At 62.2% G+C, this 15,064-nt stretch carries 11 protein-coding genes; 4 read left to right on the top strand and 7 right to left on the bottom strand.

From position 1 onward, the window contains the following. Positions 1-142 precede the first annotated feature (142 nt). Positions 143-850 carry a TetR/AcrR family transcriptional regulator gene (locus U5775_RS16755; RefSeq protein ID WP_322059203.1) on the top strand — a complete coding sequence of 236 codons (708 nt, stop codon included), beginning with the start codon at positions 143-145 and terminating at the stop codon, positions 848-850. Between the two features lie 125 nt (positions 851-975). Beyond that, positions 976-1,575 (top strand): DUF1415 domain-containing protein, encoded by a 600-nt coding sequence (locus tag U5775_RS16750; protein WP_322059202.1) that lies wholly within the window; start codon positions 976-978, stop codon positions 1,573-1,575. A gap of 49 nt (positions 1,576-1,624) precedes the next feature. Here the strand turns inward: U5775_RS16750 and U5775_RS16745 are convergent, their stop codons facing one another. Beyond that, entirely contained in the window at positions 1,625-2,530 is a 906-nt protein-coding gene (locus U5775_RS16745; RefSeq protein WP_322059201.1) for an SAM-dependent methyltransferase, read from the bottom strand. Between the two features lie 388 nt (positions 2,531-2,918). Between U5775_RS16745 and U5775_RS16740 the strand changes: the two genes are divergently transcribed. Next, the gene (locus U5775_RS16740) at positions 2,919-3,239 is read left to right on the top strand and encodes a DNA-binding protein (RefSeq protein WP_322059200.1); all 321 of its coding nucleotides are present in this window, start codon (positions 2,919-2,921) and stop codon (positions 3,237-3,239) included. 171 nt (positions 3,240-3,410) lie between these two features. Here U5775_RS16740 and U5775_RS16735 read toward each other — a convergent pair whose 3' ends face one another. Next, complete coding sequence (locus tag U5775_RS16735) at positions 3,411-4,574, bottom strand: class I SAM-dependent methyltransferase (RefSeq protein WP_322059199.1); 1,164 nt, start codon at positions 4,572-4,574, stop codon at positions 3,411-3,413. Positions 4,575-4,800: 226 nt separating this feature from the next. Between U5775_RS16735 and U5775_RS16730 the strand changes: the two genes are divergently transcribed. After that, on the top strand, positions 4,801-7,431 hold the full coding sequence (locus U5775_RS16730; protein WP_322059198.1) for an Eco57I restriction-modification methylase domain-containing protein: 2,631 nt from the start codon (positions 4,801-4,803) through the stop codon (positions 7,429-7,431). Between the two features lie 9 nt (positions 7,432-7,440). On the opposite strand, the gene U5775_RS16725 is transcribed toward U5775_RS16730, so the two are convergent. The 5 genes from U5775_RS16725 to U5775_RS16705 are packed head-to-tail and all read right to left on the bottom strand — an operon-like array spanning position 7,441 to position 14,846. After that, entirely contained in the window at positions 7,441-9,666 is a 2,226-nt protein-coding gene (locus tag U5775_RS16725) for a phospholipase effector Tle1 domain-containing protein (RefSeq protein WP_322059197.1), read from the bottom strand. After that, on the bottom strand, positions 9,659-10,486 hold the full coding sequence (locus tag U5775_RS16720; protein ID WP_322059196.1) for a hypothetical protein: 828 nt from the start codon (positions 10,484-10,486) through the stop codon (positions 9,659-9,661). Before U5775_RS16720 ends, U5775_RS16725 begins: the two co-directional genes overlap by 8 nt. Beyond that, a complete protein-coding gene (locus U5775_RS16715) occupies positions 10,479-11,330 on the bottom strand; it encodes a hypothetical protein (protein WP_322059195.1) in 852 nt (283 codons plus the stop codon). The genes U5775_RS16720 and U5775_RS16715 overlap by 8 nt, the downstream gene beginning before the upstream one ends. Beyond that, positions 11,323-12,336, bottom strand: coding sequence for a DUF4123 domain-containing protein (locus U5775_RS16710; protein WP_322059194.1), 1,014 nt, complete (start codon positions 12,334-12,336; stop codon positions 11,323-11,325). Before U5775_RS16710 ends, U5775_RS16715 begins: the two co-directional genes overlap by 8 nt. After that, complete coding sequence (locus U5775_RS16705; protein WP_322059193.1) at positions 12,288-14,846, bottom strand: type VI secretion system Vgr family protein; 2,559 nt, start codon at positions 14,844-14,846, stop codon at positions 12,288-12,290. The genes U5775_RS16710 and U5775_RS16705 overlap by 49 nt, the downstream gene beginning before the upstream one ends. Positions 14,847-15,064 lie beyond the last annotated feature (218 nt).

Genomic DNA, 15,064 nt, shown 5'->3' with positions numbered 1-15,064 from the left:
CGTTGACGTTCTTCTGCCGTGCCTTTCGTCCCTGCCAACCCGCGGATCACACGGATTGTTACCGATCGGTCACAAGTGTGTTGCGATAGTAGTGACCGCTCGGTAACATGTCAAGCGTAACCCCGATGACGAGATGCCTACCATGTCCAACCTGCCCAAACGCGAGGACGACGCCCCAACCCAACCCGCCGCGCCGGCCACCGCGCGCCCGAGCCGCGCGCGCACCCAGACGGCCGGCCCGCGCGCCCACGAGCATCTGCTGCGTGCCGCCGATGAGCTGTTCTATCGCGAAGGCGTGCGCGCGGTGGGCATCGAAGCCGTGGTCGAGCGCGCGGGCGTCAACAAGATGAGCCTGTACCGGCAATTCTCGTCGAAGGACGATCTGGTGGTCGCGTATCTGAAGCGCTGCGACGAGCGCTTCTTCGACCGCCTCGAGGCGAGCATCGCGAAGCATCCCGGCAATCCCGCAAGGCAACTGGTCCAGTATTTCGAGGATCTCGCGCAGCGCGCGTCGGCACCCGATTATCGGGGCTGCCCGTTCGTCAACGTCGCGGCCGAGTTTCCGGACGCCACGCATCCGGCGCGGCAAAGCGTGATCGACAACAAGTCGAAGCTGATCGCGCGGCTGAACGAGCTCGCGCGCGCCGCCAACGCAGCCGACCCCGCAGCGCTCGCCGACGAACTCGCCTTGCTGATCGAAGGCATCTACGCGGCAAGTCAGACCTACGGGCCCGGCTGCGGGCCGATACTCGCGGCGCCGCGCATGGCGAAACTGCTGATCGACGCCGCGTGCGGGGCGCCGGGTATCGCCGCAGGTGGTGCTGCACACGCGAACGAGGGCGCGGCCTGAGGATAGTTCTGCGCAGACGAATCAGGACACGGCCCGAGCCCACGCATGCCCCACGTTACCCACGCGCCGATACACCGCGCACGACGCCTGCGTGGGCCGCGCCGGCGCACCGGTAAAATGCCGCCATGACCGACACCGCCGCTCCCCGCGCCCCAGGCGCCCAGCCCGAACACGCCGAGATCCTCGCCGCCACCCGCCACTGGCTCACGCGGGCCGTGATCGGCCTGAACCTCTGCCCGTTCGCGAAGAGCGTGCATGTGAAGGGCCAGATTCGTTATGCGATCAGCGAGGCAACCGACCTCGAAGGCGTGCTCGCCGATCTGGAAACCGAACTGCGCACCCTCGCCGATGCCGACCCGGAACAGATCGACACGACGCTGCTGATCCTCCCGCACGCATTCGCCGACTTCCTCGACTACAACGACGCGCTCCATTTCGCCGACTTGCTGCTCGCCCAGTTGCGTCTCGAAGGCACGCTGCAGATTGCGAGCTTCCACCCGCACTATCGGTTCGAAGGCACCGAGCCCGACGACATCGAGAACTACACGAACCGCGCGCCGTATCCGATCCTGCATCTGCTGCGCGAGGCCAGCATCGAGCGCGCCGTGGACGCGTTCCCCGACGCCGCCGATATCTACGAACGCAATCAGGAAACGTTGCGGCGCCTCGGCCTCGAAGGCTGGCGCGCGTGGATGGCAAAGCGCGACGAGGGCGACGAGGATTGAGCCTCGCCGCGTGATTGATGGTCGCCTGAAGAACGTTTAGTCGGCGCGCTTAGCCGGCTTTCGAAGGATCGGCCGGCTCGCCCGCATCGACAGAGCCCACGGGCGCGACCTGATCGGCTTGATCGACCTGATCGACGAAAAAGCGCTCACGCATCTCGGCCAGCCCGAACGTATCGAGAATTTCATTGAGCCGCTCCGTAGGCCGGCGCCGCGGCAAATTCTTGTACTGGGCGATGATGAGCTCGTTCTTCATCGAGTGCTCCCAGCCCACCAGCTCCGTCACGCTCACCTGATAACCGTGCGCCTCCAGTTGCAGGCAGCGCAGCACGTTGGTGATCTGGCTGCCGAACTCGCGCGTATGCAGCGGATGGCGCCAGATTTCCGTGAGCGCCTGACCGAGCGACTTGCCCTTGTTCCGGCGCAGCACGCCCGCCACTTCAGCCTGACAGCACGGCACCACGACGATATAGCGCGCGTGCTTCTTGAGCGCGAAGCGCAGGGCGTCGTCGGTGGCGGTATCGCACGCGTGCAGCGCCGTCACGATATCGACCGTGGGCGGCAGTTGCCCCGACGTAATCGAATCGGCCACCGAAAGATTGAGAAACGACATGCCGGGAAAGCCAAGCCGCTGCGCCAGCTCGCGCGAGCGCTGCACGAGCTCGTCACGCGTCTCGATGCCGAAGATGCGCGACTGGTCCTTCAGCTCCTTGAAAAAGAGGTCGTAGAGGATAAAACCAAGATACGACTTGCCCGCGCCGTGGTCGACGAGCGTCACGTCGTGGCCGTCCTCCTTGAGATCCTTGAGCAGCGGCTCGATGAACTGGAACAGGTGATAGACCTGCTTGAGCTTGCGGCGGCTGTCCTGGTTCATCTTGCCGTCGCGCGTCAGGATATGGAGCTCCTTCAGGAGTTCGATCGACTGGTTCGGGCGGATTTCGTAAGTCTTGCTTGACATCGGGGCGGCACACAAATGAGGCGTCAATTACCGCGAAACGTGCGGCAGGCGACGGAACGGGGCAGATGGATATGACATTTTACGGAAAAAGCTGAAAGAGGCCGCAGTCCTGAGGGGACGGCCCGATTGTCTGACCGTTGAAAGGCTCAAGCGCCCGGATCACTGACCCACGTCCGGACGGCAGGGAGGGGTTGATTAAAAGAGACGCGGCAGCGCAGTGCTGCCGCTGTCCAGAAAGGACCAATTTGGGGCGCGACTCACCGGCGACGTACCGGGAAAGCGCGCATGGGAGGTCGCTCCGGGTTCACAGGAAGCGATGACAAAGGTACGGCGCAGACCCCGCTGCGCGATGACGCACGGTGCTGCGCGACCCTGCATGGGGCATGCAATGAACACGATACCGGACGGTAATGCGGAACAAAAATTCCAGGCACTGCTTGCCAAGCTCATAGAAGTACCCGAGTGGACGGAAAAGCAGCAACTGGAGCTGGAGATGGCCCGCGACATCTCGGTCGAGATGCTGCGGCTTGCCGAGGAAATGCGCGATGGCGCGGCGGATCTGGAGAGCTGCCTGATCTTGCTGAAGTACGCCAAAGTGCTCGATTTCGTGATGTCCGCGCTGGCAGCGCGCAGGGACATCAAGCCACAAACGCTCAGAGTGATCTTCAAGCTAGCCGGCCTGAGAGTCGATGAGGCTTATCCAGGCTAGTCCGGCCAATCCGGCTAGCCGCCGCTGAGATGGCTTTCGGGCAGGCGCTGCCGCCTGCCCCCCAGTTGGGCCCGGCACCTCGCCGGGCCACCTCCTTTTTTGCCGCCGCAATATGCCACCCCGATTGACGGCTCGCATGCGCCACCCGAGGCGCAGGCGACAGGTTGCCTTTTACGACCCGGCGCGCGGCTTCAGGCGCCACAACGAGGTGAGTTCCGCCGCGCGGGCCCGGTGCAGCGGGTCGGCGGGATCGCTCGCCTTCGGATGGCGCGGCCGGATGTCTTCGCGCCCGGCCACTTCGAGCCCCGCCTGCACGATCATCTCTATCAGCGCCTCGCGCGTGCGCAGGCCCAGATGCTCCGCAAAATCGGAGAGGATCAGCCAGCCCTCGCCGCCCGGCTCCAGATGGTCCTTCAAACCGGCGAGAAAGCCGCGCAACATGCGGCTGTCGGGATCGAACACGGCATATTCGATGGGCGACGCCGGCCGCGCCGGCACCCAGGGCGGATTGCAGACCACGAGCGGCGCGCGCCCCGGCGGGAACAGGTCGGCCTCGACCACCTCCACGCGTTCGCCATAGCCGAGTTGCGCAAGGTTCTCGCGCGCGCAGGCGAGCGCCCGCGCATCCTGATCGGTGGCGACGACGTGCTTCACGCCGCGCGCAGCCAGCACGGCGGCAATCACGCCCGTGCCCGTGCCGATATCGAACGCGCGCTCGAGCGACGGCAACGGCACGCGCGCCACCAGATCGAGGTACTCGCCGCGCACCGGCGAAAACACGCCGTAGTACGGATGAATGTGCGCGCCGTCGAGCGCGGGAATCTCCACGCCCTTCTTGCGCCACTCATACGCGCCGACCAAGCCGAGGATCTCGCGCAGCGACACCGCCGACGGCTCACCGTCGGCCGCCCCCCATGCCTGCTCGCACGCGAGCTTGACATCGGGCGCGCGGCGCAACGGGATCGAATAATCGCCTTCGAGCGGCAGCAGAATCATGCCGAGCGTGCGCGCACGCTGCGCCTGCGCCTGGCGATGCAGATGAAACGCCTCGAGCGGCGTAGCCACCGGCTTCGGCGTGGCGGAGGCCTTGCGCGACTTGCCCGAGGGACGATCGGCGCGCCGCGCCATGGCCAGCAGCAATTGCCGCGCATTCTGATAGTCGCCGCGCCACAGCAGTGCGGTGCCTTCGCAGGCGAGATGGTAGGCCGTGTCGGCCGTGGTGCGGTCATCGGCAACCACGACACGCTTCGGCGCCGGCACGCCCGCCTCCGAACGCCAGCGGACGGTGCGCGGGCCGTCCGTGTCGGGCCAGCTCAAGGTGGGAAAGTCGGTCATAGGATTCGAGTGCTTGACGGCTCGCCGTGACGGCGCGCCTCGATATGCGGCGCCATGATATAGCAGAGCATGGCCATACGCCGCGCCGGGACGCCCATCGTGCCGGCATGACGGCATCATCGCGCACCGCCGCCCGAACGTCGACCCGTCCGGATGGCATAGGCCGAATGGCAGCGCGCGGCCAGTAAAATGAGCGGCAATCCGCGCAGGGGCGCACAACCAGAACATGGCAGAGACGAATCAGACGAGTCGTGCAAAACGCGCAGGCGGCGCCGGCACGCGACGCGCCCGCGCGAGGCGCGATGGACTCGACGCGGGCTTCTATGCCGGGTTGCTGCATATCGCCGGCCTGCGGGAAAGCGTGGCGGGCGGCAAGACCGTCGTTGCGCGCTGTGCGCCGGATGAACGTAGACCCAGCGCGCTTGTCGAGCTCGTAATCGCCTGCATGAAGGGGTGCGAAACGCCTGCGCTGAATGCGCTCGATCAGTCCTGCCCACCTGATCTGGAAGCGCTCGCTTTTCGCACAGCGCTGCAGCTTTGCATCGCCTGGATCGGCCGCGTCATGTTCCTCAAGCTGCTCGAAGCGCGCCTCCTCGTGCTGCACGAGCGCGATCCGGCTTATGCCTTCCTGCGCAGCGAGCGCATCCGCACTTTCGCCGAGCTCGATGCGCTCTGCCGCGAAGTCCTCGGCAATGGTCCTGCCAAAGCCGGATCTGCGCGCCGCTACCCGCATTTGCCGCGCTTCGACGGCTCCATGTTCGAGCCCGCCGATCTCGTGGGGCACGCGATCACACTCGGCTCGCTGGATTCCGCGCAGGCGCCGCACGCGCGCAATACGGTCAGCGATCTGCTCGACTTCCTCGATGCGTTCGAATTCGGATTCGACGCCAATGAAGACGCAAACGCGCGCGCGGAAAAAAGGCGCGTCGACGCCGCGACGCTCGGCCTCGTCTTCGAAAAACTCAACGGCTATCGCGACGGCGCATGGTATACGCCGGGCAGCGTGGCCACGTTTCTCGCGCGCGAGGCCATCGCGGGCGCGGTGCTCGGACGCTTCAATCACATCAAGGGTTGGCAGTGCACGACTATCGATCAGTTATCCAAAACAATTGCTGACCGCGAAGAAGCACGCACGATACTAGCCACACTGCGCGTGTGCGATCCGGCGGTGGGCACCGGACATCTGCTCGCCTCCGCGCTTGACGAACTGCTCGCGATAAAGTCGCGCCTCAGATTATTCGACGATCAGGAAAATCACGCTCTCGCGGGATTGCGCGTCGAAGCGATGGAGGACCGCCTCGTCATCGAAGGCACGAAGGATCTCGCGCGCACGCAGCAACAACACATCGACACCGCGCTTTATCGCGAGAAGCGCGCGATCGTCGAACGCAATCTCTTCGGCGTGGACATCGATGCTCAGGCGCTGGGCCTGGCACGCCTGCGCCTTGCGTTTGAATTGCTCGCCCACTCAGGGTACGACGACCAAGGCGTCTTCGCCACGCTACCGGATTTCACGGTCCATCTGAAGCAAGGCAATGCGGCGCTCAGCGACATCGCCTTAGACGCAAAGCAGAACGAAACAATAATTGCCCACGCCGATGCTTTCGACTGGCGCCACGAATTCCCCGAGATTTACGCTGGCGATAACGCGTCCGCAGGCTTCGATGTCGTCATTGCCAACCCGCCGTATATCGATTCCGAGCGCATGATCAACGAAGGCCAGAAGCCGCTGCGCGAAGCGCTCGCGCAACGCTGGCCGAGCGCGCGTGGCAACTGGGACCTTTACATCGTCTTCATGGAGCTTGGCCTCGCGCTTACCGCACAGCACGGAACGATGGCCTTCCTCACGCCCGACAAATGGCTCGCGAAGCCCTTCGGCGCCGCGTTCCGCTCGCATCATCTCGACAAGATCGCGCGTATCGTCGTGCTGGGCCGCGACGTGTTCGAGCGCGCGCAGGTCGATTCGATCGTGACGGTTTATCGCAAGTCCTGCACAGACTGTATCGAAACGGCTCGCCTCGATGGCACAGCACTGACACAGCTCGCGCGCGTGCACAAGCGCGACATCGAAGCGCCATGGACGCTCGATGCGCTGCTCTCGCCGCACTATGCGTTCGTGCAGCGGCTCATGCGCGGGCATCCAGCGCTGGGCTCGCTGCTGCGCTGCGAGAACGCGTGCGCGACTTCGGACGCCTACCGGCTCGCGCCGTTGATCGACGAAGCGCAGGACGGCTTCGACGCGCATCGTCACTATCGCGTGGTCAACACCGGCACGCTGGGCCCTTATGCTTCGCGCTGGAACAGCAAGCCCATGACCTATCTCGGACGCCGCTACGCGCAGCCCGTGGTCGAGAGAGCGCGTTTCACGGGGACGTTTTCGAACAGCTACCGCGCCAAGGCGGATGCGAAAAAAGTGATCGTGAAAGGCCTCACGCATCTGCACGCGACGCTTGATCTCGCCGGCGACACGATACCCGGCAAGACGACACTAATCCTGCGTTCCGACGATGAAGACCTGCTGAAATTCGCGGCCGCGGTACTCAACTGTCCGCTCGCGGGGTTCGTTACGCGCGCGCGCTATGGGGCATCGAGCTATAACGGTGGCGTGGCATTCACGAAGGCGATGATCGACGCATTACCGGTGCCTGCGGATGCGGCCGTGCGCATGGAGATCGCGCGCATGGTGGACGCGTTGCTGCGGTTAAAGCGGGCGGGCGTTGAAGAAGCGCAATGCGAGGCGCTTGCAAGGGAGATCGATTTCGCACTTTATGCGGCGTATGGGCTGGGGCACGCAGAGATCGCGTTGATGGACGAACGCGCGCCATGGCCATTGGAATATGAAGGCATGACGCGTTGACCTGAAGTGTCACGCGCCCGGACGCGCGGTCGGCAATGCGGAATTAGCGGACTGATTCATGCTGTCGATCCGTTTCGCCACGCGATCATCGTGAATGTGCTGCTTCTTCTCCGCCGCAAAATCCGTCGTGCCGAACGAATCGGTCGCGCGCGTCTGGAAGTACAGCGGCCCGGACAGCAAGTGATCGTGCCAGCTCGTCAGCATCGTGTCGTGGACGAGGAAATCGAACAACGCCATGACCTCGGCGGGCAGCGGATTCTTGCCGGCCGAGGCGTCGCTCCAGGTCTTCGCGAGCGCGAGCTGATCCGCTGGCAGCATCGACTCCTCGATCACCCGAACGCTCGTGTCCAGGTCCGTTCCCCACGGCTGGATGCTCTGCTTCTTCACCCTCTCCTCGGTATGCTTGAGGCTGTCCTGCCGCGCCGCGCGCTGGGTCATCCCGGCCGACTCGTTCTGGAGCCGCTCCCATACGCTCTCGGTTGGCCTGGAGAGTTCGAGACGCGTCTTGCGCAGCGCCTCGTCCTCGGCCTCGCTCGCGTTGTCGAGCCGGATCTTCGCTTCGGCAAGCTGCCTTGTAGTGCTGAAGAACCGGTTTCGTACCGCATCGTAGTTTGCCTGCGCGTCCTGCTTCTCCTTCAACAAGCGCTGATGCTCGGCCTTGAACCGGTCGCCCGCGCGCATGACCGAAGCGCGGAACGCCGGCGACTGGTAGCGTACGGCCAGCCATCGGATAAATATCTGCATGTGGGACACGAAATCCAGTCCCTGCTTGTATGGCACGAGCTTTTGATAAGCCTTGATGAGGTCGGGCATCGTGTAGGCGCCGGTGCCTTCGGTGATGCGTCGGGCCAGCGAAAATTTGGCAAACGTATCGCGCTTGTATTTGGCCATCTGCTCCATTGCGTCGATGGCTACGCCAGCTGCATAGGCCGCGTTGAGCATGTCGCGAAGCGGAATGCGCTGCAGTTCGGACCGGGCGCCGAGCGACCCGGGCGGTGAACCGCCCGTCACGTCCTCGCTCGTCCCCGGATACAGGTATTGCTCGCCGCGTGTCTTCTCGAGACTGTCGAGCCGCTGATAGAAACGCAATTCGTGTCCCGCCGCCAAGTGAACACAACGCTGCACAGCCTCCGGCACGGCAAGATTCAGATCGCCGAAGTTCTGCTTGAGCAGATCGAAAACCGGCAGTGCGCTCAACAGCTTGTTTTCCTCCATGATCGACGACACCGCATCGAACAACCCCATGAACTTGATCTCGATTGGCACGCCCTGCACTACGAGATCGGTCGCGTCGCGTCGCTTGTATTTGTTGACCAGTTCGTTGGCGAACACGCGCGCGATGACCGCGCCTCGATCGGCGCCGAAGATCGATACTTGAATACGTTGCAGTTTGTCGCGTGCCGACATCGCGTCCTTGAACGCATTCTCGAACTGTCGCAGTGCTGCATCGACCCGGTCCTGCACGCCGGTTCCCATCAACGCCGCCACGGCGCGATTGTCGCGACACCACGGAATCGTATCTAGCGCATAGCCCACTGCCACGCCCTTGATGACCTCCCAGCCGGCTTTCCACGGATGGGTAGCGGCTTCGTAGAGCGTCGATCGCAATACGGCACGACCGCGTCGCACGAGCCGGTCACCCGAAACGATCCGATACATGCGCACCGCTTCTTCTGGCATCTTTTCGGCGGCTTTCATGATGTCATTGAAGGCCTGCACCACCGGCCTGACCGAAAACTCCGTGAGGCTCTGCTTGATGCCATCCTGAACCTTCTTCTCGGGATCGAGCTTAAGGCGGTCGGCGCCCGTGATCTTGCCGGGCAGATCCTTCAGTTTGTCGCCTGCGGCGCCCATCGTCGTCTTCAGCGCTTTCATGCCGGCGCCCTGGATTGCGCCTGTTTTTGCTTCCTCGTTCAGCTCGGTACCAAGGCCGGAGTAGTAAAACGGATACCAGAGCTGATTTTCATAATTTGACGTTCGCCGACGCCCATCCCTGTTATCGCGATGTGCCTCCCACAAGCGGCAAATATTTGAATATCGCGACGTGGCTGGATCGTCGTAGTGACGATGGCGGCCGAAGCCATCGAAAAAGAATCCCATATGTACGATTCCGCCGCACGGAATGCAGTGGTCTTTCGGATAGGCGTTTTCGCTTTTCCCGCGTGCGGTCTGGATCATGACGGGCGTCCGGTCAACCGGATCCATCTTGCTGTTGTCGATCACCTCATCATCCATGGCTGGCCTCCTCATGCTCCGGACGGAAACGTTTGATCTCGTCCACGACGTTCGGCGGCAGCTTTTGCATCGCCTTACCGAATGCGTCCGGCTTGTCCTGAGTTTCGGCGAGGATCTTTTGAACCGCAGGGTACGCATCGAAATGCGGATTCACGACCAGCGCATAGTAGACGTACTGCTCCATGTCCTTCACGCTCGTCAGGCGGTACTTCTTCCATCCATCCGCAGCAATGCGAGCAGTAAGGCGGAAAGACTGCGCGTCGTCGAAGTTCGACGGAAAAGCCTCCTTGCGATAGTTATTCCAAAGCCAACCAAAGACCTCAGAATAATCAATCCGCGATCCGTGCAGATCATGTCTGAACTCGAACTCAACGTGATCGTCGGGGTAAAAATGGAGGCCCAGCACCACATCACCCGCTTCGCCTGTGACTTCGGTGGGCGGCAGATGCACCTGCGCGGTCTTCCTGATTTTCTTGAGCGGAGCGTAAAGATCGGGGTTGTCGTCGATATCGTAGACTTCCCAATCAACCGTGAAGTCAGTCCCCTTGAGCTTGTAGCAGCAACTCAGTCGCCCCTCCCCAGCACCTGGCATCAGGTCACCACCACCGCTTGCCGTATTTCCGTATTTGTCATGCACCACGAAGTACGTGAGGTTGTACGGCATATAGTTGAATCCCTCGACGCTCAAGCCGCTGTACACCGGCTCCGAAGACAACTTGTTGCACCCCGACAGTACGATGACCGTAGCAATCGTCATCGCGACATGGGCTCGGCGCATGATTCGCGCGACCGACGCGAAGGTCATGAATTCGTTAGCCATTCTTTGAAATTTCCCGGGTGTTGGTTTCCGCCTGTTGAGGACAGAAGTGCTTGATCTCATTTACGACGCTCGGCGGCAGTCTCTGCATCGCCTCACCGAATGCGTCCGGCTTGCCTTTGGTTTCGGCGAGAATCTTTTGAACTGCTGGATACGCGTCGAATTGGGGATTCACGATCAGCGTGTAATAGACGTACTGCTTCATGTCCTTCACGCTCGTCAGGCGATATTTCTTCCACCCATCCGCACCAATGCGGGCAGTCAGGCGAAAAGCCTGGGCGTCGTCGAGGTTCGACGGAAAAGCCTGCTTGCGGTAATTATTCCAAAGCCAACCGAAGACCTCCGAATAATCAATCCGCGAGCCGTGCAGGTCATGCCTGAACTCGAACTCGATGTGATCGTCGGGGTAGAAATGCAAGCCCAGTACCACATCGCCCGCTTCGCCAGTAACCTTGGTGGGCGGCAGATGCACATGCGTCGTCTTGTGAATTTCCTCGATGGGTGCGTACGGTCCCGAGCGCGCGTCCATATCATAGACTTCCCAATCGACCGTGAAGTCCGTCCCCTTGAGCTTATAGCAGCAACTCAAACTGCCCTCCCCCGCTCCCGGCATCAAATCACCGCCACCACCCGCCGTATTACCGTATTTATCGCGCACCACGAATCGATCGAGGTTGTACGGCGTGTAATTGAAACCTTCCATGCTCAAGCCGCCATACACCGGCTCCGACGACAACTTGCTGCACGCAGGCAGCAACGCGAGAGCCAGCGCCACGGCGCAAATCGGCGCCCGACCTGTCGAGAACGAGAACAAGAGCGGCACAAACGTTTCGAAGTATTTACCCATTACCCGTCAACTCGTCCACATGTTGCTCGACTGCCACCTCAACCGCATCGATCACCGCTGACGCATCCCCCCCGTCAGCCAGTCGCCGCAAGACCGGCTGCACGGCCGGATGCTCGTCGAATGTCTGCGAGACCAGCACTCCCAGCGTCGTATATCGCGCGAGCGCCCGTTCGTCCTTGAACCCATAAGCCTGCGCACGCGCGAGCTGCACCTCGACGCGCTCGATCCAGTCCGCTTCCGGTACTTCATCGTCGTCCACGTCGCAAATCCGTCTGATCTGCATCGCGAGCTTGTCTGGATAGCCCACTGCGAGCAGCCGTTCATACTGCGCGTCGCTCAACTTCAGCGGCGCCGGATCGGCTGCGTACGACGGCGGCAGCGGATTGCGCCACACCACCGGCCGGTTCCGGCGATCGCGAGTACTCAGCGCGTAACACGGCGCGATGAACGCCTGCCACAGCGCCGGCTCGAATCCCTGGTGCAGGCGCGTCAGCACACGGTTGTCGCAAAAGTGCAGATAGAAGAGCCGCGACGCCGAATTGCGAAACGTACAGAAATGCTGAAAGTGCTGCGCAAGCGCATCCAGCCCGAACGGCGAGGCGGCCCACGTCAACATCGGACGATCAGCCGTATCCGCCCACAACTCTCGGAGCAGTGTGTGACGGCTATCGGTGCCCTCGAGAACGCCGGGCTCGATCGCGATCAGGTAGGGCGCAATGTCGTGATAAGACGACGTCGAGAGGTTCTCCCACAACGATACGTACCGCCAGCCACGATCGTCGGCCCATCGCTTGTGCAGGTCCGGTTCGCCGCGCGTATCGATCAGCAGATAAAGAAACCGCTCGCGCTCGCCCGGTGGCGCAAGCAGCGACGCGCGAAGCTGCGCGACGTGCTGCGCCCAAGGATCGACGGCATCGACGGCATCGGCCTGTGCGCCAGTTCGCATCTCGTTCATCGTCAGGCCCCCGTGAACATGTCCTGACCGTGATAGGCGCCGAGCAGACATTCCTTGTAGACGCTATTGGGCAACTGCGGCATCGGATACGGCAGACTCGTGGGGCCCGAAAAATTGTGCTGTGCGCCCTTCACGTCGATCTTGCCCGGCGCGTGAATTTCGATGTTGCCGTCCTTGAGGCGGATATAGGCGCCGCCCGAAGTCAGCAGGATTTCCTGCTTCGCGGCGGCCTCAATGTTTTCTGTCGCCGAGATGAGCTTGACGCTCTTTTGCGCGGTCGCTTCGATGTTGTCGGTGTGCGCCTGGATCTCCACTTTGCCGTTGCCCGCGAACAGCTTCATGCCGGCGTTCTGGACGAAGAGGCTCAGCTTCTGCGCCGCGCTCACGATCAGCGACTTGCCCGTCGCCACGTATGTGTTTTGCCCGCTAACGAGGTTGATCTGTTCGTTGGCCGCGATGTGCGTCGACTGCTGCGTCGAGAGCGCGAGGCCAGAAGGACTCGCCATCAGCATCACGGGCTCGCTGAACGCATTCACTTTGCCGGTGCCGCCGCCTGCGGTATTACCGCCGCTCGCCGCCGCGCCCTGCGCAATCGATTGCGTTGCACTCGCGAATGTTTTGAGCGCATCGCCGCCGTCCTTCAACGATTCGGCCTGATGCGTTTCGCTCGCCTGCGAGAGCGCGTCCAGCGCATCCTGCGCGCCGGTGAGTTGCGCATGCGCTTCGCTCACGTCGAGCTGCTGGCTCGCTGCGCCCTTCGCATAGGTGCTGACATAAAGCCCCTGGCCCGCGCGGATCGCGCCATACGCATCCGACTTCAGGTCAAAGCCGCTGCCCAGATATGCGCCGCGCGCATTCGCGTTTTGCGCGATCAGATAGCCCAGATGAAGCTGTGAATTCGCGCTCGTGCTGTAGAGCTGCATGCGGTTCTGGCCGGTGGCGTCGTCCATCACCATCTGGTTGTAGCCGCTGCCGCCGTATTCCTTCGACTTGTAGCCCGAAAGAATGCCGTTCGAGTGCCAGTGCGGATTCGTCGAGCTGTTGTAGGCACGTCCGGTCACGATGGGCCGGTCGCAGTCGCCGCCGAGCCAGTTCACGATCACTTCCTCGCCCACGCGCGGCACGTGCACGCCACCGTATCCGCCACCCGTATCGGACATCGCCACGCGCACCCAGCACGAGGCTTTTTCGTCGCCGGCATTCAGGCGGTCCCAGTGGAATCGCACCTTGATGCGGTTCAGCGAATCGGTATAGACCTCTTCGTTCGCCGGGCCGACCACGATCGCCGTCTGCATCTGCATTTCCGGCTTGTGATGCTCGAACGGGCTGCGGTACGGCACGGCTTTGCGCTGCGCCTCGATCTGCACGAGGAGGAAGCCTTCGCTGCCGTCCAGGCCCGTGACGGTCAGCGCATCGCGTTCGCCCTGATGCGACGCCCTGATCGCCGCCAGCTTGCCCTCCAGACTGTAGGGAAACGCCTGCTGCATAGCCGAGACGGGCAAATTGTTCTCGATGAACCACTGCGCCTCGATCACCGCGAACTGGCGGTTCTGCGCGCTGTCCGTATCGTGTTCCGGGTGTCCATCGAGCTCGAACGAGTAGCCTGCATCGAGGCGGCGCGCCGCGCCCGCGCCTTCGAAACGCTTGGCGCGCGACTCCCACTCCTCCATGCGGATTTCCGAGAGCGCGTCGCCGCGCGACTGGTCATCGTGGGTGTAGGCGCCCGTGTATTCGTAGACTTCCGCCTGCTGCGGCAGGTCGCCCTGGGTCGCGAGCGTGGAAACCGAGGTGCCTTTTGGATTGGCGGCGGTCGAAGGGGATTTGTAGTCGAACGTACGCGTGGTCAGCGCGACGCTCTGCAAAGTGCGCGTGCCACTCCATTGCACGAGCGCATCGGTTTCGCTATTGACACCCGATCGGTAAAAATTAACCGCCTGCGGATTTAATGCGGGCAATGAATCGATATTATCGGTAATAACGACCGCGTGTGATTTACCGTCCTCTGCCTGTTCGAAATAACTGAATAAACCCTCGGACTCCATAATCCGCTGGCAGAAATTCCAGTCGTCTTCGTATTGCATGCAGAACGAGCGCTGTGGCAAAGCATTTTGAATCGCAAATCGAAATGCGCCCTGCGCTTGCGGATGGGCGTTGAAGACGTCGGTGAGAATGGTGTCGGCGGACTTGTCCTGCCAGATGCGGGCGTCCTTGCGGAATCGCAGGAAGTGCAGCCACGAGGCGAACTGAAGCTGGTAGCTCGTAAGGCCGCCATCGGCGCCCAGGCGCCGCGCCGTATGGACGTAGCCGTGATGCGGGAGATACGATCGGTCGGTCTGCTGGAGCCAGAGCGTGACTGGCTGCGCGATGAGTTGCTTCAGCTCGATATGGTCGTCGGTGGAAACGGCGTCGAGCGTAAAGCCATAATCGCGGCCAATACGTGAGTGGCCAATTACGCGTTGCGGCAACAGGACATTATCGCCGAACGGTGTATCGAGTTTGAGCAGTCGATCGGTCTGTGCAAGGCCCCCGGTGATGGCCGTTATCAGATCCTGCGCCCCCATTTTCAATCCTTTTATCGTTTCGCTTTAGTACTTGCTTTAGTCATCGGCGATATTCTACCTATCTTCCCAGGCGGGCATGGCATTTTGGCGTAAATACCGGATTTATGCGTCGCGCATTTAGAGTCGCATTAATTAAATGGAGGGCGGGCGCAAGCTGGGGGCGTGGAGGGGACAACGGCGCGAGAAACCGCCAATGGACAAATGCCGGCGCAAAACGA

The organism is Paraburkholderia sp. J63 (assembly GCF_905220245.1).
In the GTDB taxonomy this organism is placed as follows: domain Bacteria; phylum Pseudomonadota; class Gammaproteobacteria; order Burkholderiales; family Burkholderiaceae; genus Paraburkholderia.
The sequence above is the reverse complement of the archived record's forward strand: the minus strand, read 5'-3'. Positions and strand labels throughout refer to the sequence as shown.